Raw genomic sequence first — 25,668 nt, forward strand, 5'->3', positions numbered from 1 at the left:
CGGGCCGTCACCGGGATGGAATGGGAAGAAGGAGGATCCCCCGGTCAGGCCCGAGCCCCGGGATGACAGTGTCCAACGTAGCCACACGCCATCGTCTGGCAGACCGATGGCTCCCTGCCAGGCCAGCGACCGCGGACGTCCGCCTCCACCAGCCCCCGGGCCGCCTCTCGCAGGCGCTCGGCGATGGCCGCCAAGTCCACGGTGGGTGCGGGGAACTCAGGCTCCGGGACATCGTCTCCCAGGAAGGCCACACCGACCTCCACGGGGACGCCCTCGCGCACCAGCCGCCGAGCGGCCAACGACAGGGTCGCCAGTGCGTCCGCATGGGCCGCCGTCCCCCGAGGCGAGCGCGGGCCCGGTTTGAAGAGCACGACCCGAGCCTCGCCCGCCGGCGTCTCCCACAGGAGGTCCACCTCGCCCTCGAGGGCCGCCGACGTTTCACCCGGCAACGCCAGCACGAAGGGCAACGCGCGATGCACACTCGACACGGGCGCCGAGGCCAGACGGCGGGCGAACGCGGTGCCCAGGAAGCGCTCCACCGTGGCGAGCGCCTCCGCCACCCCGTCCTCGCCCACCTCCCAGCCGACCTCCCGCACGAGCGCCTCCAGGCGGGACCGCTGCTCGGGGGCGGGCGTCCCGGCGAGGCGGAAGTCCACCACCCGAAGCAGGGTCAGCACCCGATCCGAGACGCTCGGAGTGGGTGCGCCCCAGGCGTCCCTCTCGATGTACGGCGAGGAATCGCGCGGCGGCAGCTCCCAGGGCGCCCCCTCCGCGCGTAGACCGAGCCGGTGCACGTACCGGTAGCGGCGCGGGCAGACGAGGAAGTCCTGCACGGCCTCGGTCCCCACGGAGATCACCCCGGGCGCGGACAGTGCCGTGCCCTCGTGGATCCGCTGCAACGCCGCCTCGACGCGAGCCTCCTGCTCCGACAGGTCCACGTCCTCCGGCTCGTCCGCCTCCGGGGGCGCGGGAAGGGTGTCCACGTCCAGGTCCTCGACGAGCCCGCGCAGCCGCGTGTCCTCCTCCAACCGCTTGTCGAGCAGGCACCACCACGAGTCGGACGCGCCGCGCTCCTCGCCTCCAGAGAGGATGAGCCTGTCCTGTGCGCGGGTGAGCGCGACGTACAGCAGGCGCCGGTACTCGGCCGTCTCGCGCCGCTTCAGCTCGTCCTTCACCTGGTCGAAGCGGGGGGAGCGGTACTTGTCGAGGCTGTCCGGCAACCACGGTCGCAGGCAGAGGCCATGGGTGCGCTCGAAGAGGGCCCGCCCGCTGCTGAAGCGCCGCAGGCTGCCGAGCGAGGGCACCACCACCACCGGCCACTCCAGGCCCTTGGCGCGGTGGATGGTGAGGAGTTGCACCGCGCGAGGGTCGCCCGCCTCCAGCAGATCCGCCTGGGCCTCGGTGGGCTCCTCGTTGGCCAGCCGCTGCAGCTCGCGGGCGAAGGTCACACAGCCGCCCGTGCCACGCTCGTCGCGCCGGCCCGCCAGCGCGAGCAGCTTCTCCACGTTGGCGCTCGACTGCTCCGCGTATGGAGTCCCCGCCAGGGCCTCGCGGTATCCCGTCACGTCCAGCGCGGCTTGCAGCAGGGCACGCACGCCGAGCCGATCCCTCTCTTCCCGCAGCGAGGGCAGTGCGGTGAGGAAACGCTCCAGCCTCGCCCGTTCTCCCTCGGGCAGCTTCTCCAGGGCGGAGGAGCCCGCCTTGTCCACGGCGGGCAGGGTCAGGCCCTCGGGCCCGGCGAGCCTGAAGAGCGAAGCGTCCGACAGTCCCACCAACGGAGAGCGCAGCACGGCCGCGAAGGCGAGCGAGTCCTCGGGATCCGCCAGCAGCGACAGCAGCGAGGCCAGATCCAACACCTCCTGAGCGCCGTAGAAACCGCGCCCGCGCAGCACCCGGTGCGGAATCCCGTGACGAATGAGCGCCTGCCGGTACACCTCCAGGTGCGTGAAGGTCCGGAAGAGCATGGCCACATCCCCGCCTCGCACGGGGCGCCGCTCCGCGCTCTCCTTGCCCACCGCCACCAGGGGCTCCGCGCCCGGGGCCAGCATGACCTTCAGCCGCTTCGCCACCGACTCGGCGTCCGCCAGGCGCAGCTCGCCCGTGGAGAGCTCCTCGTCATCCAGCAGGAGCCGCTCCACCACGGGAGCGGGCATCGGCGCCGGGCGCACCGGAAGCAGGTCATCCCCCTTGGGGTCATAGACCACTTCGTACGAGCGCGCTCCGCCCTCCCCCGCCACCAGCACGCCCGCGAAGGCCTGGTTGAAGAAGTCGAGCAGCGGCGGCACCGAGCGCCGGTTGTGCTGGAGGTAGTCGCGCACACCGCCCTCGGCCTCGATCTTCTTCGCCAACACCTCGAACACGGAGACGTCCGCGCCGCGGAACTCGTAGATGGACTGCTTGCGGTCACCCACCGCGCACAGGAAGGCGGGCTCCAACGGCAGCGCGGCCACCAGGTCCTCGTCCGGACGCAGCGGGCGCGGGCCTCCATCGCGCTTCTCGGCCAACAGCAGCACCAGCTCAAGCTGCAGGCGGTTGGTGTCCTGGAACTCGTCCACGAGCAACGCTCCCAGGCGCTCCTGCACCTGACGGCGGAAGTCCGGGAGGTCTCGCAGCAGGTCGCGCGTCTTCACCAGCAGCGCGGTGAAGTCCAGGGCGTTGCGCCGGACGAACTCCTCCTCGTGGCGCGCCTCCACCTGCGCGAGCAGCGAGCGGAACGAGGCCTCGAAGGGCGCGGTGCGCCACCCGGCGTACGCGTCCTCCAGACGCATCACCGAGCCGTCGCTCTTCCCGAAGAGGAGCCAGTACAGCTCCTTCATCGAGTTGCCCGGCTCCTTCCTCAGCCGGCGCACGTCACGGCCGTCATCGAGGAAGGCCGCCTTGAGCGAAGGCAACCGCTCGGGCTCGAAGCAGTTCTCCGGCGTGAGACCCTCGAGCGCGCCCTCGAGCGCCTCGCGCAGGTTGCTCCACTCGCCCTTGGCATCCAGCTCGCGCACGGTGGCGCAGAGCTGACGGCACCGCTCGACGAGCTTCTCCAGTGCGGCACGGGCCTCGTCCGCGTCGGAGATACGAGCCTCCGCCGCGCGCAGTCCTTCCTCACGCAGCTTGCCGTAGGTGGCGGCCAGCGAGGACACCAGGCCCTCGGTGAAGTCCGACCCCGAGAAGGTCAGCTCCTGGCACAGCTCGCGCACGCCCGCGTCACCGGCCTCCAGCGCGTCCAGAACCACGCGCTCACACACGTCCACCACGAGCGTGCGGGCCTCCAGCTCATCGAGCACCTCGAAGGACGAGTCCACGCCCGAGCCCGGCGGAGCACGGCGCAGCAACTGACCGCACAGCGAGTGGAAGGTGCCCACGGATGCCGAGCCCAGCTCCTCGCGCAGGGCGCGCCAGGTGTCCCGCGAGGGGAAGGGACGGTCCAGCCGCTCGAGCGAGGCCCGCAGCACCGGCTCCTTCACGTCCTTGGGCTCGGACTGCACGAGCACATCCAGACGATCCCTCACACGCGCGCGCATCTCCGCGGCGGCCTTGTCGGTGAACGTCACCATGCACAGCCGTGAGGGACGCAGGGGCTTCGCCCCCTCGCGCGCACCGGACAACAGGTGCAGCGTCATCGTCACCAGGCTGTACGTCTTGCCCGCGCCGGCACCCGCCATCAGGGCGAGGTTCTTCTCCAGCGCCAGGGGAGAGGCCTCACTCATACGAAGAGCCCTCCTCTTCCACGAGCCGCCGCTCGGTGATGCGGCACACGGGGCGGTAGCCGCAGCTCCCGCAGTCCTTCGGTCTCATGGCGAACTGCCCCGCCCTCACCGTGCGGATCAGCGCCTCCACCGCGTTGGCCAGGTTGGGCTTCGCCTCCGCCGCCATCCGCGCCCGCACCTCCGGCTCGGTGGACAGCAGTTCCTCCAGCTCCACCGCGTCCTTCTCCAACACCTCCGAGAGGTAGATGACCTCTCCCGTCCGCAGCGAGAACCACGCGGCCTGGCGCGTGTTCCGGTGACCACTCGCCCGGGCCGCGTACAGGTACAGCGGGAGCTGGAAGTCCGAATCGAGCAGCTTCTTCTTCAGCTCCGACTTCGACAGCTTGCCGGACTTGTAGTCGATGACGCCCACCTCGCCGCCCGCCATGTCCAACCGGTCGATGGTGCCCTCGAAGTGGATGACCTCCTCACCAACCTGGAGCGTCACCTCGTTCCACCCCTCCGCCGGGTTGCGAGGCCCGAAGCGCAGCTCGAAGCCCGCGGGCTCGAAGCGCTCGAACGGCAGCCCCCGCCGCTCGTCCATGAGGATGCGGCGAACCATGTTCTTCGCCCGCTCGCGCGCCAGGCGCCACAGCGCCGGGTGACCCACGTAGTGCCGCTGCTCGAAGTGCGCCCGCACCTCGTCCAGCACCGCGTCCAACAGCTCCTCCGGCAGCTCGTCGAGACCCCGGCCCAGCAGCTTGCGCTCCTTGAGCCGCTTGAAGAACTCCTCCAGCACGCGGTGCCAGAAGATGCCCTGCCCCCGGCGGTCGAAATCCTCTCCGGGCTGCTCCGGCTCGGGCACCTTCAGTCCATAGGACACGAACCCCTGGAAGCCACAGTTGCCGAAGCGGGCCAACGCCGAGGCCGACAGAGGCCGGTCCGCGTCGAAGCGGAAGGCCTCGCGAACGGCCTCGCTCAGGGCCGGGTCATCCACCGCTCCGGTGTAGCGGCCAGCGCCCTTCCGCGTGTCGCCGAAGAAGTGCAGGCGTTCGATCTCCACCTGCACCATCTCCTTCGCCGCGGCGAGCCACGGCGCGCCCTCGAAGCGGCTCCTGATGACGTTCCGGGCGGGATCCGGCGCGGAGACGCGCAACCGCTCGATCGCGAGCGACTCCAACACCACGCGCTGGCGCAGCTCCGACTCCGTGAGCACCTCGTCGAGCGGTGCGATGGCCGGCAGCGAGCGCGCCACCCACGAGGCCCCCGTCAGCCGCCGCACCTCCTCCAGGAAGGCCGAGGGCGCCTGCTCCTGACCTCCCGGGCCCTCCACCGAGAAGGACAGGCTCACCGTCTCCTCGGCGGCGGCCAGGACGCTGGCGAACAGGAGCCGGTCCTCGGTGAGGCGCCACGGCGCGCGATCCTCGAACTCGCCGCCCGTGAGACGGAAGATGTCCCGGCTCAGGTGCTTGTTGAGGGCGATGCGCTCGGCGTCACCCAGCAGCGGATTGGGCTCCTCGCGGCCGGGGAAGCGGCCCTCGGCCAGTCCTCCGAGGAAGACATGGGCGAAGGAGCGCCCCTCCAGCTCGGAGACGTCCAGCACCTCCACGGCGCCCGTCGCGGGCCCACGCGCGGGCAGGTGCACGTCGCGCATCGCGTCCTGCAGCCAACGGCCGAAGGTGCGCCGCCTCAACCGGGGCCCGCCGCCCACCACCGCGAGCGTCCGCTCCAGCTCCCGCACCCGCGTCGCGAGCGCGACCCGCGCCGCATCGTCCCGGGCTCGCGCATCCAGCCGCAGCGCGCCCAACCCCTCGTCCGAGGGCGCATCCAGCGCGCCCTCCGAGTCCATCAACCCCAGCCGCTGCACCACCTGCCACCAGGCGGCGAGCAGCTCCGAGGCCTGCCCCTGCTCCGGAATGCGGCGGCAGGACTCCAGCAGCAAGAGGCACCGCTCGCGCAGCACCCGGGCCTCGTGGGCGCGCCGCTGCTCCTTCGGGCGCACCTGCTCCGGCAGCGGCTCCAGCCGCTTCGCCAGGGCCTCCAGGCGGAGCTCATACGCCCCCTTCCCTCGCGTCGCGCCCAGCCGGTCGTCCCGGACGGCCGCGAGCGTCAGGAGCGTCGCCGGAGCCTCGGGTGCCCCCCGGGAGAGCGCGGGCGCATAGCGGCTGGAGACCAGCTCCGCCACGCGCTCGGCGGGGAAGCCATCCTCCACCAGCAGCGGCAGCTCCAACGCCAGACGTACCGGGCCGGCCAACGCGAGCGGCTCGCCCCAGGGCAGGCGCACGGGCACTCCCAGTTCCGTGAGCGCATCCGCCAACCAGCGGGCCTCGGGCCCCAGGTCGCGCCACGCCACGGCGATGCTCCCAGGAGGAACCCCGTCGGACACCAACCGGCGCACGTCCCGGGCGATGAGCCGGGCCTCGTCCCGAGCCGCCCCGGCGCTCCACATCCGCAGGCCCTCCACCGCGTCCCGGAGCACGTCCTTCCGAGCCCGGGGCGAGAAGAGGTGACGGCCGAGCTCCACCATCGGGCGGGACTCGAAGGTGACGTCCGCCTTGAAGAGGTCCACGTGGGGAAGTGTCTCGCCGCGGTTCTCGAAGGCGCGGAAGAGGGCCGCCAGGGCCGCGTCCGCCACCGGGGAGCCACCCACCGGAGTCTCCACGCGCAGGGTCACCCGGCGCGCATCACAGGCGGCCGCCAGGGCCATCAACAGCTCCAGCTTGGAGGGGCGCACGTCGTAGACGCCGTGCAGCACGAGCGTGCCCACGTCATCCCAGGCCGCGGGCCAGGCGTTGCGCTCCAGCGCCTCGCGCGCGCCACGCACCACGTCCTCGCGATCCGCCAGGCCCAGCTCGGCCATCTTCTGCTCGTAGGCGTGGTGCAGCAGGGCGAGCGTCCGGACGCGGTTGCGCCGCTCGGGAGGGAGCACCTCCAGCGCATCCTGCAACTCGCGCGGGGAGAGCCGGCCGGCCTTGAGATCCAGCAGGACGTCCAGCGCGGCTCGGGCGAAGGCGGGCTCGTGGACGAAGTCGCCGAAGGGCGTGGCGCCCAGCCCCTGCGCCAGCGAGCCCACCACGGTGCGCGCCGCGAGGGGCGGGCACGGGCGCCGTCCCAACTCGCGTGCCCCGCCGAGTGCCTCCAGGAAGCCGTCCCAGGTGAGGAAGGCATCTCCCCGGACGACTCCAGCGGCGCTCCGGGCCGCGCGCAAGGCGGCCTGTCGGCGACCGGTATCGGGGTAGACCTGGAGGGTACGACGGGGAGAGGACATACGGGGGCGGGGATTCTAGAACGGGGCGAGGGGCGCATTTATGCTCGCCGACATGCCTTCTGCCCTCTACGTTCTAGCGCTCGCCTCCCTGCTTGCCACCTCCCCCGTGTTGGCCGAGGCCCCGCCCCGGGCCCAACAGGCGGCGGACGCCCCTACGCTCCATGAGTTGAACTTCAACTGGACGCGCGACGGGCTCATCACGGGCGTCGCGGGGGTGCTGTGGATCGGCAGCGAGGCCCTCTTCAAGGAGCAGCTCGTCCCGAAGACCTGCCGCTGGTGCGATCGCTCGGCGGACGGCGCGGACACGCTCAACGGACTGGACCGATGGGGCCGGGGCATCGCGGCGAAGACCCCGGAGGGCCGTGATCGCTGGGACACGTGGAGTGACGTCATCGACTTCGGCGTGCTGCCGGTGGGCGTGCTCGGGGCGCAGTACCTGCTGGGCTCGGCGAGCGGGGCGCCGCCGCGCTACTTCGCGCAGGACGCCACCATCATCATCGAGTCGGTGGTGATCGCCTCCGTGGTGAACCAGGGCGTGAAGTTCGCCGTCGGCCGCGAGCGCCCCTTCGTGCACGTGCTGCCCGAGGACCAGAAGGGCCTGACCGAGCACCCCAACGACAACAACCTGTCCTTCTACAGCGGACACACGAACATGGCCTTCGCGATCGTCACGGCGGCGGGCACGGTGTCCGAACTGCGGGGCTACAAGAACCGCTGGCTCATCTGGGCGGTGGGCCTGCCGGCGGCGGCGTCGGTGGGGCTGCTGCGCATGGGCGCGGACAAGCACTACCTCACCGACGTACTGGTGGGCGCGGCGGCCGGCACCCTCTTCGGCGTGGGCGTGCCCCTGCTGCTCCACGGGCGCCAACAGCAGGCGCAGCCGCGAGCCGCGGACATGTCCATGAACGTGTCCGGCGGCCTCGGCGGCGTGGTGCTGTCCGGGCAATTCTAGGAGCCACTCGGTATGACGGTGTCGTCTGCCTTCTGAGTCAACTCGCACCGGTGTACGCGCTCTACGCGTCCCATGTGGAGAAGACGAGCCCCCCGAGCGGAAGGCCTGGCTCCGCTTCCCACCGGTTCCGCCCGAGTTCCAATCCCACGAGGCGAAGCTCGCCAGGCTCATCGAGTCCACGTTCGGATTCACCCGCCTGGCCAACGAGGTCCTCTTCACCCCCGTGTGGATTGACGAGCCTACGCCATCCGCGCCGCGTCCCGCAGGCGCCGCTCGATCTCATCCGCCGCGAGCACCTCGGCGCCCTCCTTGCTCGCGTTGACCCCGAGAGCCCTGGCCCGTTCGACGACATGCGGCTGCGCCACCTCCCGGAGCGCCGCGACCAGGCTGTCCACCCGGAGCTCGCGCCGCGGCAGCAGCGTCCCGACACCCTTCTGGCGCACGACGTGTCCCCAGACGTCCTGCGCGAAGAAGGCTGGGACGATCACCGAGGGCACTCCCGCCGAGGCCACCGCGCCCGTCGTCCCCGCTCCTCCGTGGTGGACGACGGCCTTCACGCGCGGAAAGAGCCAGTCGTGCGGCAGGTTGTCATCCACGTACACGTTCGCGGGAAGCTCGCTCCGCCCATCCACGGTGTTGCGGTGCAGGATGCCCCGCTGGCCCGTGACGCGCAGGGCCTCGAGCAGGATGTCCGTCACGGCCTTCTTGTCGTGCACGCCCCAGCTCCCGAAGCCGATGTACACGGGGGCCTCTCCCGCGGCCATGAAGTCCATCAACCGCTGGCCGGGCCGCTGCTGCGTCACGAGGCGCCAACGCCCGGTCTGCGCGAACCACTCGGGCCAGTCATCGGGCCGCTCCACGAGATGCCGGCTCCACGCCACCAGCACCGGCAACCGGAAGAGCAGCCCCGGCCGGTGGTTCTCTCCGAGCAGGTCCACCGGCAACCGGTGCTCCCTCCGCCACGCATTCACCAGGTCCCACGAGAACAACCCGCCGACGATGTTCTTCAGCCGGGTCGCGGCGACATTGAGGAACGCATTCCGATCCTGGATGCGGTTGTCCAGGACGCAGTAGCGCCGCGTCGGAATGAAGCCCGGATCGAAGAAGGCCTGGAAGATGGGAATGCCGCGCCGCTCGGCGATGGGGATCGCCGGACCCGTGAAGGCGGCGTTGTTGAGGAGGACATCGGCCCCCTCGCTCGCCTTCCAGAACTGCCGGAGCTGTGACGGGACCATGCGCCGCTGCCACGTCACCATGAGCTTCACTCCATCGGCTCCCCCGGTGCTGCTCGCGAGGGAGTGCATGAGCTCCTCGGTACCGTCCTCCTCCATCTCGAAGAACTCGAGCCCGTTCTCCTCGATGAAGGAGCGGAAGGGGGCCCTCGCCGCGAGCAGGACCCGGTGACCCCGGCGCACGAGCTCCGCTCCGAGCGCCACGAAGGGTTGGACATCACCCCGCGAGCCCCACGTGAGCGCGGCGAACCGGAAGGACGGCTTGCACTGGAAATGACGCAGGTAGGCCCGAGGCCAGAGAGTCCCATCCGCCAAGTTGGTTCTCCTTCAGATACCCGTGCCCAGGGGCTCGGGCTCGGGGAGTGAGGGCAGCGAGCCCAGCCCCCACGGCGACCCTGCCCGCCAGGACACCTGACCGGAGAGGCCCCAGCCCGCGCTTACCACCTCGCGGCCCTGGAACTCCATCCAGAACACCGACTCCTCGGGCCGCGCCGCCTGATCCAGGCACGCCACGCGCGTCACCGTCCGTCCCCCCTGCCATCCGAGCGTCACCGCGAAGGCCCGGTGCGAATGCCCGCACAACACCCACTTCGGATGCACCCTCTCCACCAGATCCCGGGTGATGGGGTTCCCAATCCAGGACGACGGCAGCGGCCGGCCCGGCGGTGGCACATCACGCTCCTGCGCTCGCTGCGGCAGGCCCCGGGGCCACTCATGTAACAGCATCAGATCCACGTCACGCAGCGCGGAGACCTTCTCCACCTCGGACACGCGGAAGTACCCGGCCTGCTTCGCCGTGTCGAGTGAGCGCGGACGCTTCAGCGGCTGCTCGTAGAAGCGCGGTGCGTGGATGCCCGACAGGTACCCCACCCGGAGCCCGTGCAGCTCCTTGAGACCCGCCCGCCCCAGGTAGTGCACGTTGGGCGCGAGCTGGAAACCGTCCGGCGCGTCGTGCAGCGCCTCGAAGTCCTCGTTGTTGCCACCGATGAAGTACAGCGGGCGCCGCATGGCCCGGACGCCGTCCGCGTACTCGGCGAACTCGGCGGGCATGGCGCGCTTGGCCGCCTTGCGCCGGTGGTCGTCCGCGTGCCGGAAGGCCTCCACGTCGCCCACGGCCAGCACCATGTCCACCGGACGGCCCCGCGCCGCCTCCAGCGCGTCGAGCCATGCTTCCACGCGGTGGAAGCGACCATGGATGTCTCCCACACCGGCGACCAGGAGCGATTCCGGAGCCATCGTGCCCATCACCCTGCACGGCCCCACGCGTCCTGTCGAGTGGGATTACCTCGCAGTGTGTCAAAAAGGAAAAGGGGCGCCCCGGAGAGCGCCCCTCTCGCTTCCCGCCAGTCCTGGCTAACAGCCCACCGGGTACGTGATCTCCACGGTCGCCCCGGGGGCCGGAGCCGCGTCCGCGTCGAAGATGACGGTGTTGGTGGCCGGGTCGTACGTCCACCCGCTCGTCACCTCCGCGCCGTCCACCCGCACCACGATGCGCGAGACATCCGACGGCTTGTCGCTGAGCGGGAAGGAGCGGTTGGGACCGAAGGCGTTCTCCGAGATCCGCTCGAGCGAGGCGGCCCAGTTGGCCGTGCAGATGCTCTCCACCACGCCCCCGGTGTTCTGGGCGAGCTGGATGTAGCGGCTGCCGAAGCTGCTGGCGCGGGGGCAGGAGCTCAGGTCGCTCGGCCCGGCGATGGCGGAGAAGAGCACCTTGGAGCGGTCCTGTCCCTTGAGACCCAGGAGGAACGACTCGTAGAAGGACACCGGCTGCGGCGAGAAGTCCTCCTCGTCGGTGACGGCGATGATGGCCAGCTTGGCGTCGTCTCGCAGGAAGCCGGCGTTGCCGTCCATCGGCTGCGGCGAGCGCGGGTCATCCATGTTGTACACCAGCGGATCCGCCAGGGCGCGGTACATGGCCTCCAGGCCCTGCTCGTTCCAGTGGCACACGCCCACACTCGTGTTGCGAGCGAAGACGACGTCCGCCGCCGGCGTGGTGGGCGAGATGATGCGCGGGGACGAGCCGTCGACGGGGAAGAAGCGGCCGTTCTCACCCCCCTCGGCGCCACCCGGGCACACCGACCAGCCGCCCGAGGAGCGCTCGAGGCCGGTGGTGGTGACGGCGATGTGGTAGTCCACGCCCGCGGCGGCCGCGTGGGTGAGGAAGGCCGAGAAGTTCGAGCCCAGATCCTGCTGCTCGTCCATCATCGAGCCCGAGTTGTCCACCACGAACAGCACGTCCACCTTGGCCTGCGACTGCTGGATGAACTGGTCCGTCTGCTCGTTCTTGAGCACGCCCTCGCCCACCATGCTCACGGTGTAGGGAGCGCCCGGGCCCAGGTCGAAGCGGAGCGCGGCGGCGTCCACCCCGTCGCTCTGCGGCGCGTACGTCACCTTGACGCGAACCTCGCTGTTCGCGGCGAGCACCGCCGGGAAGACGAAGGGATGCGCCACCTTGAAGTCGCTGGCGTCCCCCTCGAGGCTCAGGTTCCTCAGCTCGGTGGGCCCGGGGCACTTGTTGTAGACGATCACCTCTCGCTCGCGAGGGCCGCACGTCAGCCGCATGGTGCCGAAGTCCAGGTGGGTGGGCTGCACGGAGAAGCAGCCCTGCACGCCCTGGCCATGCAACGGAATCAGCAGGTGGCCGTTGCTGGGGTGGTTGACCCAGCCCTCCGCCAGACCGGAGAACTCCCCCTCCGAGCCCGGCTTGAAGCGCACGCGCAGCACGGCGCGCTGCCCCGGCAGGAGCACCTCGTTGCCCGTCTTGTCCGCCGAGAAGGCCGCATCCGACCCCTCGGCGACCTGCATCCCCGCCACGAAGCACTCGGAGCGGCCGACGTTGCGAATCGCCGCGCCGAGCGTCACCTCGGACCCCACCGGCACTCGGCCGAACTCCACCGTCGCCGGCTCCAGCCTGTACTGGCAGGGAGTGAACACCTTGCCCGAGCCCAGCACCCGCACCACCTCGGTGGAGGTGCTGTTGCCGTTGAGGATCTTCGCGACGAGCTCCGCCTCACCCGCCCCCACGCCAGCACGCGGCATGAAGGTGATGGGCACGGAGACGGACTGGCCCGCGGGGATGGGCTGACTGGAGGGCGCCGTGGCCAGCATGAAGTAGCCGCCCTTCTTCGTGGTGAGCTTCAGATCGCTCAGCAGCACGTCGGTACGGCAGCGGTTGAGGACCTGCACCTCCCGGGTGGCGTTCATGCCCTCGGCGACCGTGCCGAAGTCGAGCGGATCCGGCTGCAGCACCACGCATGAGGTGCCTCCCTCGCCCGTGAGCGTCACCTTGGGCCCCGGGTTGGTGGTGCCCACGGGCCGCACGTCGAGCTCCAGCCGCGCCGTGGGCACGGGGCCGCTGACGGTGGGCGTGAAGGCCACCCGCACCTCCACCATCGCGCCCGAGGCGAGCACGTTGCCCGGCAGCGAGGGCGCGTTCATCACGCGGAAGACGTTGCCCGTGTCGTCCACCACATTCACCCCACCGAAGGACATGGGCTCGGAGCCCAGGTTGCGCACGGTGATGCGCTCCTCGGCGGTGGCCCCCAGCGCCACGCGGCCGAAGTCCACCCGCAGCGGCGTCACCTCCAGGCGCGTGGCGATACCGGTACCCGACAGCGTCACGACGATGGGCTCGCACGTGGGGCACGCCACGCTCACGCGCGCCTGGACCGAGGCCGCGCCCAGCCGCGTCGGAGAGAAGGTCAGCGGCAGCCGGCGCTCCTCTCCGGGCCGCAGCACGAAGAGCTCTTCCGACTCGCTCGAGCCGAACTCGTCCGCGTCCGCTCCGTCGAAGTCCAGGCGCACCGGGCTCTCCACCTCCGTGGGGTTGCGCACGAAGAGCTCGCGCATCTCCACGTGGCCCAGCTCCACGTTGCCGAACTCGATGGAGCGCACCGGCACATCCACCCACGCCTTCACGCCCCGGCCCGCCAGGTCGAGCTGCGCCATGCCATCCTTGCTCACGTTGTCGGCGTCGGTGAGCACCTGCAGCACGCCCGCGACCTCGCCCTCCACGGCGGGCGTGAAGCGCACCTCCACCTCATGCTCTCCGCCCGCCTTCAGCTCGAAGGCCTCGAAGGGCACCACCTCCACATTCGGCAGGGTGGCCGTGGCTCCATGGACCGTGAACGGCGCGCGACCCCGGTTCGACAGCCGCACCTTCATCGTCTTGGTCACACCCACCGCCGAGAGGCCGAACTCCAACTTCTCGGGCGACGCCCCCAGACCTGACTGGGCTCGCTGCGACGACGGCCTCTCGCAGCCCACGATGGCCAGGGCCAACAGGCACGCTGCCGTGCAAACCCACCTGAAACCCAACATTGGAGCCTCCCCAATCGGCGACGCACACACCGTCCGCACGATCACCAGCCACACCTGGGGTGAGGGCTCTGCAACCTCGGGGCCCTGGCAAGCAAATGACACACGCCAGAGACAAATCGCGGGGGTGCAGGGAAAAGTATTGGACTCAGGTGAGAACCAACCTGCCCCGCGGATCCTGTTTCCTGAAAAGATTTCCGGAGTGCTCGCCAGATGACGGGAAAAACCGGCTCCCGATGGGGCAAGGAAGGGAAACACGAACTCCCGAGAACTCCCCGCTCAGGAAGAAGGTCTGGAGTCTGGAACGAGCAGGCGGGAAACCAGGCCCGTGCCCCACAGCACGCCCCCCATACACACCAGGGAACCCACCAGGGAGAGCGGGTGGAGGGGCTCCCCCAGCAGCAGCGCGGCCCAGGCCCCCAACGTGAGGCTCATGCCTCCCTGCACCGCGCTCCAGATGACGAGTCCCGCGCCGAGGGTGGTAGCCACCAGCCCGGACGCCAGGTACCCGTTCACCTGCTCCTTCAAGATGAAGATGCCGAGGATGGCGGCACAGATGGGCCAGCAGGCATTGAGCAGCGTGGCGGGCCCGACCGCGAGCCGGTCGATGGCCATGAAATAGAAGTAGACGGCGCCGCCCCCGAAGATGCCGCGCAGGGCCCAGAGCCCGGGCCGACCCATGCGCGGCCGACGCCCGATGAGCGGGAAGTAGAACGCGAGGAACACCAGCCCGATGGCGAAGCGCGCGCATACCACCTGCCCCACCGACAGCCGGCCCGCCACGCTCCTCGCGCACAGGGCCATGACCGCGAACATGAGGCTGGAGACAACGAGCAACGGAGAGCCGCGCAGGCGCTCGGGGAGGGGGGGCATCGCGGCGACACCGTAACCCGGAACCCTCTACCTCCCCAGCCCCCGCGCGCCCGCCTGCCCTCCCCCCTCACGGGGAGGGATTCGCCTTGAAAATCCGTTCGTTCAGGACCATTCAACCCACGGCGCGCCCACATTCTCCCTACCTGCGCGCCCTTTCAGTGGTAGATCGCGCCCCCATGTCCGAGCCCGACGTCATCTCCATCCGAGGAGCCAAGGAGCACAACCTCAAGAACATCTCCCTGGAGATTCCGAAGAAGAAGCTGGTGGTGTTCACCGGCGTCTCCGGCTCCGGGAAGAGCTCGCTGGCGTTCGACACGCTCTACGCCGAGGGCCAACGCCGCTACGTGGAGAGCCTGTCGGCCTACGCGCGGCAGTTCCTCGGGCAGATGGAGAAGCCCAAGTACGACACCATCCGGGGCCTGTCGCCCACCATCTCCATCGAGCAGAAGGCGGCCAGCAACAACCCGCGCTCGACGGTGGGCACCGTCACCGAGGTGCATGACTACCTGCGCGTGCTCTTCGCCTCCGTGGGCGTGCAGCACTGCCCCAACTGCGGCAAGCGCGTGGGCAAGCAGAGCGCCCAGCAGATCGTCGACACGCTGATGGAGTCGCCCGCGGGCACCAAGGTGATGGTGCTGGCGCCGGTGGTCTCCAACCGCAAGGGCGAGCACAAGGACATCCTCACCGAGGCCCAGAAGCGAGGCTTCTCCCGCGCGCGCGTCGACGGCAAGGTGAAGAGCCTCGAGGAGCGCATCGAGCTGGACAAGAAGTCCAAGCACGACATCGCGCTCGTCATCGACCGGCTGGTGCTCAAGCCGGAGATCCGCACGCGCCTCACGGATGCCGTGGAGACGGCGCTGCGCGAGGGCAAGGGCATGCTCATCATCACGGACGAGACGGGCAGCCCGGCGAGCGATCGCATCATGAGCGAGCTCAATGCCTGCCATGCGTGCGGCCTGTCCTTCGGCGAGCTGTCCCCCTCGTCGTTCTCCTTCAACAACCCGCTGGGCATGTGCCCGGACTGCAACGGCCTGGGCACGAAGGCGGAGATGGATCCGGACCGCATCGTCCCGGACCCCTCGCGCAGCCTGCGCGAGGGCGCGGTGGAGCCGTGGGCCAGCGGCATGAACAAGGGCGAGGGCTGGACGGCGGACTTCGTGGAGAGCCTGGCCGGGGCGTTCGACATCGACCTGGACACGCCGTACGCGAAGCTGCCCGCGAAGGCGAAGAAGATCATCATGTACGGCGTCGAGGGCAAGCGCTTCACCGTCCAGTGGGGTGACGGCGGCCGTTACGAGATGGAGTGGGAGGGCCTGGTCAACAAGCTGATGCGCGGCTTCAAGACGACCACGTCCGAGGCAATGCGCGCCTACTACCAGAAGTTCTTCAGCGACAAGCCGTGCCCCACGTGCGACGGAGCGCGCCTGAAGCCGGAGAGCCGGGCGGTGAAGGTGCACGGGCGCTCCATCGTGGAGCTGAGCCGGCAGACCATCGGCGACGCGCTGCGCTGGCTCAAGGACCTGCAGCTCACGGAGACGGAGCGGAAGATCGCCACCGAGCTGCTCAAGGAGATCCGCAGCCGCCTGGGCTTCCTCGAGGACGTGGGCCTGGCGTACCTGACGTTGGACCGCACGGCGTCCACGCTGTCGGGCGGAGAGAGCCAGCGCATCCGGCTGGCCTCGCAGATGGGCAGCGAGCTGACGGGAGTCATCTACATCCTCGACGAGCCCTCCATCGGCCTGCACCAGCGCGACAATGGCAAGCTGCTGGCCACGCTCAAGCGGCTGCGAGACCTGGGCAACTCCGTCGTCGTGGTGGAGCACGACGAGGAGACGATGGAGGAGGCGGACTGGCTCGTGGACTTCGGTCCGGGCGCGGGCGAGCTGGGCGGCCAGGTGGTGGCCGAGGGCACCCCGGCGCAGGTGATGGAGAACGAGAAGAGCTCCACCGGCGCGTACCTCTCCGGCCGCAAGGAGATCGAGATTCCCGAGACGCGCCGCGCGCCCGGCAAGGCGAAGGTGGTCATCCAGGGCGCGAAGGAGAACAACCTCAAGGACGTGACGGTGGAGATTCCCCTCGGGGTGTTCGTGGCCGTCACCGGCGTGTCCGGCGCGGGCAAGTCCACGCTCATCAACGAGATCCTCTACCCCGCCGCCGCGCGCGCGCTGTACGAGAGCCGCGAGGTACCGGGCAAGCACAAGGCCATCACCGGACTGGAGCACCTGGACAAGGTCATCGACATCGACCAGCGGCCGATCGGACGGACGCCGCGCAGCAACCCGGCCACGTACACGAAGCTGTTCGACTCCATCCGGGACGTGTTCGCGATGACGCCGGAGGCCCGGGCGTTCGGGTACACACCGGGACGCTTCTCCTTCAACATCAAGGGCGGACGCTGCGAGGCGTGCGAGGGCGATGGCGTGAAGCTGGTGGAGATGCACTTCCTGGCGGACGTGTACGTGCCCTGCGAGGTGTGCAACGGCAAGCGCTTCAACGAGGCCACGCTGCGGGTGCTCTACAAGGGGAAGAACATCGCCGAGGTGCTCGAGATGAGCGTGCGCGAGGCGATGCAACACTTCAGCGCGCACAAGGACATCATGCGCGTGCTGCAGACACTCGAGGACGTGGGGCTGGGCTACATCCGGCTGGGGCAGAGCTCACCGACGCTGTCGGGCGGAGAGGCGCAGCGCATCAAGCTGGCGCGCGAGCTGGCGCGCGTGGCCACGGGCCGCACGCTGTACATCCTCGACGAGCCCACCACGGGTCTGCACTTCGAGGACATCCGCAAGCTGTTGCAGGTGCTCAACCGGCTGGTGGAGGCGGGCAACACGGTGCTCGTCATCGAGCACAACCTGGACGTCATCAAGAGCGCGGACTGGGTGATCGACCTGGGTCCCGAGGGCGGCGCGGGCGGAGGACAGTTGCTCGCCACGGGAACGCCGGAGCAGGTGGCCGAGGTGAAGGAGAGCCACACCGGGCGCTACCTCAAGCACGTGCTGACGAAGTCCCGGAAGCACCGCGTGGGCCGCAAGCCCCCCGCGAAGGCCGCCCCCGCCGCCTGATGGTTCTCAAGCAGGACGGGGCGGCGGCTTCGATTCCCGCTGCTTCTCCCTGATGCCCTCTATGCCGCCGCTTGCCTTCGGGATGTTGCGCGCCCCATGAGATTGGACTCCCATTCGATCAGCGTCTCGACGCCCCTATAGAGTGTCTGATAGATGTCGCGCTCCGTGACGCCAAGCCGGCGCTTGTTCGAAATGTCATGGATGCCATCGGAGGGGTCGGAGTGCTCTCCGTGGATACCGCGAATCGAGAGCCCCAGCTTTTCGCAGAGGCCCTCGAATTCGGGCCGCTGGGAGAGAAAGGGGATTCTGATATGGACCGAGGCTCGCATTGCCGTGCCAAGATTCGTGGGGCACGTCGTGTGAAAGCCGAGGATTTCGTCACAGGCGAACTCGAGCCTGCTGTGAATGTGGTCGAGTGCGGCTTTCAGCCGGATGAATGCCGCCTTGATATCAGCACCCCGTTGCATGCTGATGATCCGCATGGAATCTTCCTCGCCAACCCACACCAGGAATCTTCTGTCGGACGAATGGTATATTCCGCGGTTCTGGGGCCAATCCCGGTTTACGCCCGCGCTTTCCAGGAAACGATCTCCCTGTTTGAACAAGAGGTGGCCATCCACCATCTCCTGGCGCCTCTCCTCGGTCATCTCACTCAGCCGGTGGTACTCGCCCGCCAATCCGCCCGTGAGCTCCGAAAGCACGTCGAGGATTTCGGCCTCCATTCTCGCGCGGTCTTCAGCGCGGATTGCCGGAGGAAAAGCATACTCCGCGAGGTTTCGCCCAACTCGAACCCGGGTGGAGATGACGAACCTTCCTTCGGGATCCAGGTTCTTCGCGGGGAGCCCATCGAGCGAGAAGTCGCTTGGGTGCCCACTCATGTCATACCTGGAGTAGTCACGGATGAGCGGGTCGAAGAGGGGTGAAAATACCCTATATGATTCGCTATCGCCCGCATAGATGCCGATGCTGGAATCGGGATTCTCGACTCCGCTCCGTATGGCTTTCTTTAGACTCCAGCCGCTCCGGGTCGTCAGCTTTTCAAGCGCCGCCTTTATTTCTGGCGTGAGATACTTCTTCATCAGCATGTCTGAATGTCTCGAGCGTCCGTTCGGACAAGGTCAGCTGAAACGGACTGCCCTGCTGACAATGCCCATCGAAGCGAACGTCTTCTCCTCCGCCCTGAGCTCACCATCGGTGAAGGCGCTCCCCTTCAGGCTCGATGGCCTTGCCTGTCCAAGGCTCGTCCGTACCGTGACGAGCCGCGACGACCGGCTGTTGCACGAGCCGCGCCAACCTCACGTCCCTTTGACCTGGCTCCGGAAGACGAGAACTGACACGTCAGCCAGCCTCTGATGACACGACAGCGATGTCGGCGGACGCGTCAAGAACATCCACGGCTACCGCCAGCCAGAAGGCACTTCAGGCGGTGTGCGGCAGGGCGTCCAGCTCCCGAAGCGCGTCGCCCATGGCGGAAACGGCACGGCGCATATCGTCGGGCGTCACGGCGCCAATACAGCCGACACGGAAGGTGGGCTCCTCCGTGTTGTAGAAGTTCGAGATCAGCACGCCGCGACGCTTCAGCGCGTCCACGAAGCGCTGGAGTTCGAAACCGCCGCCGGGCTGGTGGAAGGTGCCGATGATGGGCCCCTGGTGCTCCACCGCCAGGTAGGGGCGCAGGCCCAGCGCCTCCATGCCCTCGCGCAGGATGCGCATGTTCTCGCGGTAGCGGGCGAGGCGCGCGGGCTGGCCGCCCTCCTCTTCATAGAGGCGCATGGCCACGCCGAAGGCCCGCAGCACCTGCGGCGCCGGCGTGAAGCGAGAGGAACCGGAACCGTTGCGCTCGGCCCTCAACAGCACGTCCGCGAGATCGAGGCTCCAACTGCCGGCCTGCCCCAGGCGGGCGCGGGTGTGCTCGACAGGGCAGACCGCGAAGCCACAGCCCGGCAGTCCCTCCAGGCACTTGTTGGGGGTGAAGGTGATGGCATCGACCTCGGGGTGATCGGCGAGGCGGAAGGGCCAGGCCCCGAAGGCGCTGACGGCGTCGAGGAGCACACGCTTGCCGGCACGGCGGGCGGCGGCACCCAGCACCTCCGGGTCGTTGATGATGCCCGTGCCGGTCTCGCTGACCACGGCGCACAGATGAGTCACCTCCGGATGTGCGGCGAACGCGGCGTCCAGCTCCGCCTCGGTGACGGGCCGGGTGTCCGGCAGCTCGAGCGTCACGGGGACACGCCCGGCCTCGCTGGCGAGGCGGTGAATGCGCGCGGCATAGGTACCGTTCATCGGCAGGAGGAAGCAGCCACCCGCGGGAATGAAGGTGCGGATCGCCGCTTCCACGATGAAGTGGCCCGAGCCCTGAAGCGGCAGGGTGGCGTGCCTACCCGGGATGCCTCCAGCGATCTCGGTCACCTTGGCGCGGATGGCGGCGTACTCGGCGCGGAAGTCCAGGTCCCAGGGAGCAATGTCCGCGGTCATCGCGGCGCGCACGCGTGGATCGGTCTGGACGGGGCCCGGAATGAGCAGGAGCATCGTTGGTCCTCAGCATGGTTCCCTCAGAAGGGATTCTTCTCGAAACGTGGGGTGCTCGGGTCGATGAGATGCAAGGGCTGGGCCGAGCCGGCCCCGGGGAACAGGTGTCAAACGATTCGTGGGGAGGACGTCGTTGGAACGATTCCTTTGACACCTCGTGGGCCGGACTTTTTCTGGACACCCTTTCCGACTCCCCTCTAATCCGGGATTTACCCTTGGAGATGGGAGAGGCGGATGCCACTCAACTACAACCCAAACGACGTGATTGAGTTCACGGCTCATGATTTCCTGTATGGGCTGGACACCGGAGCCCTCAGGCCCCGCTCGCTCTTCTTCCAGAACTTCGTCCGGCCACTGAAGGAGGATGGGAATATCTGGAAGGATCACCACGTGGACTCCCACAAAATCGATTGCCTGACGCAGGGGCTTGGTCCGACACCTCCCAAGGACATCATGCTGCTGCCCAACACGATGCTGGCAGTGGATATACTCAAGAAGTCGAGAGAGGCCTCCGAGAAGGCGGGTCTGAAAGACGGGTGGGAGGGAAGGATGACCAAGCAAAAGAGTGACTTTCGGATCCAGGACCAGGCGGAATACCTTCAGTGGATCTCGAGCACCCGCTACTCACCCGGGCTGTCCAGGTTGCCAGAGAACTGGAACACGCGCTTCAAGCGGACGAGCAAGGCCGGCCTGTTCTGGACGCTCTTCGTGAAAGGCTACAACGTCCACTTCATCGTGGACGGCAAGATGGACTACGACATCGTGGTGAGGGGCTCGAAGAGCCATGCGCAGTACGCCAGATTCACGAAGAAGTATGCCAGTTCCCTGGCCGATGACGTCGTGGAGGTCGAAGAGAAACGCATCACCTGGTCCGAGATGCGGTGGATCTACCGCCACAGGGACTTCGCCGCCGTCTCGAATCACGTCCAGTTCTGGGAGATGGTCGATGCCTACGAGTTCAAAGCCGTCAAGGCCCCCTGGCTTGATCAGCGGTTCAGCAGCGCGTGGACGAGCTATCAGCCCAAACTCGACAAGAGGGACACCAGCAGTGACGACATGGGGGAACTCCTGAAGACGATCAATCCCAACCATGAGCCCGTGGGTCCCCAGCCCGTCGCACGGACGCGCGAGACGAATGGGAAGCTGCAGGTCCTGTAGACGCTCTTGGACCCGCTCCGAGAGGGTGGCGCATCCGGCTCACCGCGAAGGCGTCAGCTCACCCACCTCGCTCCACCTGAGGACCCCGCACGTTCCGCGCTAACACCCCCATCCCGCCTATACTTTTTCCGTCTCACGGGATACGCAGCCTGCATTCAGGTACTCGTTCGTGGTGAGTGACGTGGAATAGGATGAACCTTCAAGATCGACTGAAAGCGCTCACCGACCTGCTCAGGCCCTGGTCGGAGCTCTGGTCACGCTCCATCCTCCAGAATTGGCCGGAGTCCGGAGCCGCCTATCTCGAATCCTGGCTGTCCTATGCTGAATCACTCGACGAAGAGGGCGAAAGGATGCTGGATGATGGGGAGCTTCCAGGTGAGCCTCCCGCGTCGCTGCATTCGCTCGTGCTCGCTCTTCGTGAACTGACAGCGCTGCCCTGGCATGAAGGCGTTCAACGTCTGACGACCGCGGACGCGCAGGGACTCAATACCAAGAAAGCCCATGAGATCGAAAGGGTCCTCGCCCTGCTCGGGTCGAGAACAAAGACGATCCGGCAGGCGGTCGACATCGGTGGCGGCATGGGACATCTCGCTCGTCTCTGTGTCAGGGCTTTCGATTGGACCTTCCACAGCATCGATCGTGATGCCGCCTTACAGGAGAAAGGCCGAGACTGGCTGCGAAGGACCCGGAGCCTGCCGCGGGAAAAGCTGTGGTTCATCCACTCTTCCGTCGAAGACGGGCCGCAGAGCGAGATTGATCCGCTCTTTTCCGGTCAGGACCGGGTCTCGATTGGCCTGCACACCTGCGGGTCGCTCGCGCTGAAGCAGATCCGCAAGAGCCAGAAGGCAGGACTCCTCCTGAACTTTGGCTGCTGCTACGACCAGATGGATGCAGCACGGGACTATCCTGTCTCCCGCTTCGGGAAGGTGCATGAGCTTCCCATCACCCGACGAGCCCTGTTCCTGGCGACGCGTGGAAGACACCACAAGACCGAGGCTGAGTTCGCGCTGATGAAACGCGTCAACGAGCAACGGTTCGCGCTCGATCTCCTGCTGAGGCGGAAGTTTCCCGCTCTCGGCTTCGTGCGGGCGGGGGATGCACCCAAGACGCTCTATGCCGGGAGTTTCGCTGTCTATGCGCGTGATCGTCTGGAGCGCCTGCGACTCGATGTCGGCATGACGGACGCCGAGCTGAATTCCTTCGAATTGTCCGCTCGCCCCGAGACGAGGCGCATCTTCCTCTGTCATCTGCTGAGGGAGCGCTTCGCGAGGGCCCTGGAGATCGTGATTCTGCTCGATCGCGCGCTACTCCTCGAAGAGATGGGCTTTCAGGTCGAACTCCTGCAGGTCTTCGAACCGAGCCTCTCCCCTCGCAACATCGCCCTCATCGCATCAAGGGCAGACTGACTCTGGTTCCAGAATTCCTAGGAGCTTGTCGGAATATCTCAACGACCCACTACATATCGGGTAGTGCGAGCTGAACGCACCGCCACAGTTGGTATGTAGGAGTCGTTTTTGGTCGATACTCCGACAGGCTCCTAGGAAAACCGCCCTCGAACGCTCCGGACTGTTCTCTCCTGTAGAGCGACAGCAAAATTGACCCCCTGGCGACACTAAAACTGACCCCCTCCCGGAGCCCCCTGAACCAGGGAGGTAACCTCGATGGGAGAGACGGCAGCAGTTGTGGCACCCCGCGCAGCGGAGGTGCCGATGGTCGAGCAGGAAGTGGTGCGGCGGATACGGGTGCTGGCGCAGGCCGCTTGGGGCCACAAGCGGATAGCGCGCGAGATGGGCGTGGCGCGCAACACCGTGCGGCGCTATCTGCGCGGGGGCAGCGAGGCCGACAAGCAGGTGCGGCCGAAGGCCCGGCGGCTCACCGCGGCTGAGCAGGAGCGCGCGGCGGAGCTGTGGAACGGCGCAGCCGAAGGCAACGCGGTCGTCGTCAAGGCGCTGCTGGCACAAGAGGGAGTGGAGGCCAGCGTGCGCACCGTGCAGCGAGCGGTGGAGGACAGACGGCGAGAGGCGCACGCGGCCCAAGTGGCCACGGTGCGCTTCGAGACGAAGCCGGGACAGCAGATGCAGGTGGACTTCGGGGAGAAGCAAGTGCGCCTGGGCGGGCAGTTGGTGAAGGTGTTCCTGCTGGTGGCGGTGCTGAGCTTCTCGCGCCGGCTGTTCGTGCGAGCCGTCCTCAACCAGCGAGGAGACGACTGGAGAGAGGGCGTGGCGGCGGCGTTCGTGCACTTCGGAGGGGTGCCGCTGGAGGTGCTCGGGGACAATGCGCGGCCGCTGGTGGACAAGCACGACAGGAAGGCGGGCACGGTGCGCTTCCACCCGGCCTGGTTGGAGTTCTGCCGGGACTGGGACGTGACGCCCAAGGCGTGCGGGCCGTACCGCGCGCGCACCAAGGGCAAGACGGAGTCGGGCGTCAAGTACGTCAAGCGCAACGCGCTGGCGGGCCGGGACTTCGAGGACTTCGGGGCACTGGAGAAGCAGCTGGAGCAGTGGATGGCCGAAGCGGATGAGCGCGTGCACGGCACCACGCACGAGCGGCCGCGGGAGAGGTACGAGCGCGAGGAGAAGGCCGCGCTGCGCCCGTTGCCCTCGCGGCCAGTGCCGAGCCGCCAGCAGAGGCTCAAGCGCAAGGTGGCCAATGACGCGTTGGTGGACGTGGACACGGTGCGCTACAGCGTGCCGCACCGGCTGGTGCGCGAGAGCGTCGAGGTGCAGGTGGGCGAGGACGAGGTGCGCATCTTCCACGCGGGCAAGCTGGTGGCCACGCACGCACGCAGCAAGGAGCCGCACGCGCGCGTCGTGGACTCGGCCCACTGGAAGGGCCTGTGGCGGGCGCGCGCGGAGCAGCCCACCAAGGAAGGCTCCAAGCTGACCGCGCTGGGGCGCTCGCTGGAGGCCTACGCCGACGTGGTGGAGCAGGGCGCGAAGCGAGGTGCGGTATGAGCCACGAGCTGGTGCACGCGCGCGTGCTCGAGCACCTGGAGAGACTGCGCCTGGGACACCTGGCCGAGCGGCTGGACGCGATGCTGGCGGAGGCGGCGCGCGGTGAGCCCACGTACCTGGACTTCCTCGACGCGCTGCTGCGCGAGGAGGTGGGAGCCAAGCAGCGCAAGCGGGTGAGCATGGGAATCACCATCGCGCACTTCCCCACGGTGAAGACGCTGGAGGACTTCGACTTCAAGGCGCAGCCCTCGGTGGACCAGAAGCTGGTGCGGGAACTGGCCACGGGGCGATTCATCGCCCAGGCGGAAAACGTCCTGCTCTTCGGCCCGCCGGGCGTGGGTAAGACGCACCTGGCCATTGGACTGGGCCGGGCGGCGGTGGAGGCCGGGCACCCGGTGCTCTTCACCAGTGCCACGGCGCTGCTGGCGGCGCTGGCCAAGGCCGAAAGCGAAGGGGCGCTCAAGGACAAGCTCAACTACTTCGCCAAGCCGAAGCTGCTGGTGGTGGACGAGCTGGGCTACCTGCCCTTCGAGAAGCGCAGCGCCCACCTCTTCTTCCAGTTGGTGGCGCGTCGCTACGAGAAGGGCAGCATGCTACTAACCACCAATCAGATGGTGGGCCAGTGGGGCGGCGTCTTCGGAGATGACGTGCTGGCCGCGGCCATCCTCGACCGGCTGCTGCACCACAGCCACACGCTGCTCATCCAAGGCGGCTGCGTATTCCGGCCATCGTGATCACCCAGATCGGTCGATCGTGATCACCTGGATCGGTCATCGTGATCGGAGCGAAGCGACGCTGACCGGGGACCTACTTCTCCGCGGACTCCTCCTTCCTGCGGGAGGGGCCCTTTAGCACGACCCGATGGGAGTTATGTAGCACCCTGTCGCAAATGGCATCGGCCACCGTCGGGTCACCCAGGTGGTGGTGCCACTTCGTGGTGGGCAGCTGGCTGGTCATGAGGGTGCTGCGGTTGCCGTACCTGTCCTCGAGAATCTCCAGCATGTCGCGACGCTCCTGCTCCTTGAGCGGCGCCAGCCCCCAGTCGTCAATCACCAGCACGTCCACCTTGGCCAGACGCGCCAGCACGCGCGCGTACGAGCCGTCCGCATGGGCCAGTGTCAGCTCATCGAAGAGGCGCGGCGCCCTGCGGTAGAGCGCCTTGTAGCCCTTGCGGCACGCGGTCTGCGCCAGCGCGCATGCCAGGTACGTCTTGCCGGTGCCCGTGGCTCCCGTAATCACCACGTTCTGGTGCTCGGCCACCCAGCGGCACGAGCCCAGCTGGCGCACCAAGCTCTTGTCCAGCTCGCGCTTGGGGGCGTAGTCGATGTCCTCCAAGCTCGCGCTGCTCAGCCGCAGCTTCGCTTCGCGCAGGCAGCGCGCCGTGCGCGCGTTCTCCCGGTGCAGCCACTCGGCGTCCACCAGCATTCCCAGCCGCTCGTCGAAGGACAGCTTCGACAGCTCGGTGTCCTTCTGCTGCCACTCCCACTCGGCGGCCAGGGCGGAGAGCTTCAGGGAGTGCAGCTTCTGCATCGTCGGTTCGTTCAGCATGTGCTTCTCCTCGGGTGTGAGGCACCTGCCGGGTGCCGCGGTGTTGGAGGGCCTCGTCGTCGCGCGCCGGCGCACGCAGTGCGACGGCGCGCCCTCAC

Annotated in this window: 15 protein-coding genes; 6 read left to right on the forward strand and 9 right to left on the reverse strand. The window is 68.2% G+C overall.

The window, feature by feature from the left end; all coding sequences use genetic code 11:
• Positions 1-44 precede the first annotated feature (44 nt).
• Positions 45-3,698, reverse strand: coding sequence for a UvrD-helicase domain-containing protein (locus JQX13_RS50005; RefSeq protein ID WP_203406437.1), 3,654 nt, complete (start codon positions 3,696-3,698; stop codon positions 45-47).
• The gene (locus tag JQX13_RS50010) at positions 3,691-6,945 is read right to left on the reverse strand and encodes a PD-(D/E)XK nuclease family protein (RefSeq protein ID WP_203406438.1); all 3,255 of its coding nucleotides are present in this window, start codon (positions 6,943-6,945) and stop codon (positions 3,691-3,693) included. Before JQX13_RS50010 ends, JQX13_RS50005 begins: the two co-directional genes overlap by 8 nt.
• A 40-nt stretch (positions 6,946-6,985) precedes the next feature.
• Here JQX13_RS50010 and JQX13_RS50015 point away from each other — a divergent pair, with 40 nt between their 5' ends.
• Positions 6,986-7,897 (forward strand): phosphatase PAP2 family protein, encoded by a 912-nt coding sequence (locus tag JQX13_RS50015; RefSeq protein ID WP_203406439.1) that lies wholly within the window; start codon positions 6,986-6,988, stop codon positions 7,895-7,897.
• Positions 7,898-8,136: 239 nt separating this feature from the next.
• On the opposite strand, the gene JQX13_RS50020 is transcribed toward JQX13_RS50015, so the two are convergent.
• The 4 genes from JQX13_RS50020 to JQX13_RS50035 form a co-directional block, all read right to left on the reverse strand.
• A complete protein-coding gene (locus JQX13_RS50020; RefSeq protein ID WP_203406440.1) occupies positions 8,137-9,444 on the reverse strand; it encodes a glycosyltransferase in 1,308 nt (435 codons plus the stop codon).
• Between the two features lie 12 nt (positions 9,445-9,456).
• Positions 9,457-10,365 (reverse strand): metallophosphoesterase, encoded by a 909-nt coding sequence (locus JQX13_RS50025; protein WP_203406441.1) that lies wholly within the window; start codon positions 10,363-10,365, stop codon positions 9,457-9,459.
• A gap of 117 nt (positions 10,366-10,482) precedes the next feature.
• Positions 10,483-13,410 (reverse strand): choice-of-anchor D domain-containing protein, encoded by a 2,928-nt coding sequence (locus tag JQX13_RS50030; RefSeq protein WP_239014348.1) that lies wholly within the window; start codon positions 13,408-13,410, stop codon positions 10,483-10,485.
• 315 nt (positions 13,411-13,725) lie between these two features.
• Positions 13,726-14,319 (reverse strand): DMT family transporter, encoded by a 594-nt coding sequence (locus JQX13_RS50035; RefSeq protein ID WP_203406443.1) that lies wholly within the window; start codon positions 14,317-14,319, stop codon positions 13,726-13,728.
• Between the two features lie 176 nt (positions 14,320-14,495).
• Here JQX13_RS50035 and uvrA point away from each other — a divergent pair, with 176 nt between their 5' ends.
• On the forward strand, positions 14,496-17,381 hold the full coding sequence (uvrA, locus tag JQX13_RS50040; RefSeq protein ID WP_203406444.1) for an excinuclease ABC subunit UvrA: 2,886 nt from the start codon (positions 14,496-14,498) through the stop codon (positions 17,379-17,381).
• Positions 17,382-17,440: 59 nt separating this feature from the next.
• Here the strand turns inward: uvrA and JQX13_RS50045 are convergent, their stop codons facing one another.
• Together JQX13_RS50045 and JQX13_RS50050 are read right to left on the reverse strand one after the other, a co-directional pair.
• On the reverse strand, positions 17,441-18,466 hold the full coding sequence (locus JQX13_RS50045; RefSeq protein WP_203406445.1) for a phosphagen kinase: 1,026 nt from the start codon (positions 18,464-18,466) through the stop codon (positions 17,441-17,443).
• A gap of 334 nt (positions 18,467-18,800) precedes the next feature.
• A complete protein-coding gene (locus JQX13_RS50050; RefSeq protein WP_203406446.1) occupies positions 18,801-19,910 on the reverse strand; it encodes a 2-aminoethylphosphonate--pyruvate transaminase in 1,110 nt (369 codons plus the stop codon).
• Positions 19,911-20,144: 234 nt separating this feature from the next.
• Here JQX13_RS50050 and JQX13_RS50055 point away from each other — a divergent pair, with 234 nt between their 5' ends.
• The 4 genes from JQX13_RS50055 to istB (JQX13_RS50070) all read left to right on the forward strand — a co-directional run bounded on the left by JQX13_RS50055 (position 20,145) and on the right by istB (JQX13_RS50070) (position 24,756).
• On the forward strand, positions 20,145-21,068 hold the full coding sequence (locus JQX13_RS50055) for a hypothetical protein (RefSeq protein ID WP_203406447.1): 924 nt from the start codon (positions 20,145-20,147) through the stop codon (positions 21,066-21,068).
• Positions 21,069-21,259: 191 nt separating this feature from the next.
• Positions 21,260-22,474 carry a methyltransferase gene (locus JQX13_RS50060; RefSeq protein WP_203406448.1) on the forward strand — a complete coding sequence of 405 codons (1,215 nt, stop codon included), beginning with the start codon at positions 21,260-21,262 and terminating at the stop codon, positions 22,472-22,474.
• A 303-nt stretch (positions 22,475-22,777) separates the two neighbouring features.
• Entirely contained in the window at positions 22,778-24,022 is a 1,245-nt protein-coding gene (istA, locus tag JQX13_RS50065; protein WP_203406449.1) for an IS21 family transposase, read from the forward strand.
• Entirely contained in the window at positions 24,019-24,756 is a 738-nt protein-coding gene (gene istB / locus JQX13_RS50070) for an IS21-like element helper ATPase IstB (protein WP_203406450.1), read from the forward strand. Before istA ends, istB (JQX13_RS50070) begins: the two co-directional genes overlap by 4 nt.
• A 73-nt stretch (positions 24,757-24,829) precedes the next feature.
• On the opposite strand, the gene istB (JQX13_RS50075) is transcribed toward istB (JQX13_RS50070), so the two are convergent.
• Positions 24,830-25,570, reverse strand: coding sequence for an IS21-like element helper ATPase IstB (gene istB, locus JQX13_RS50075; RefSeq protein ID WP_203406451.1), 741 nt, complete (start codon positions 25,568-25,570; stop codon positions 24,830-24,832).
• Positions 25,571-25,668 lie beyond the last annotated feature (98 nt).

Origin of the sequence: Archangium violaceum (assembly GCF_016859125.1) — a bacterium.
Lineage (GTDB): Bacteria > Myxococcota > Myxococcia > Myxococcales > Myxococcaceae > Archangium > Archangium violaceum_A.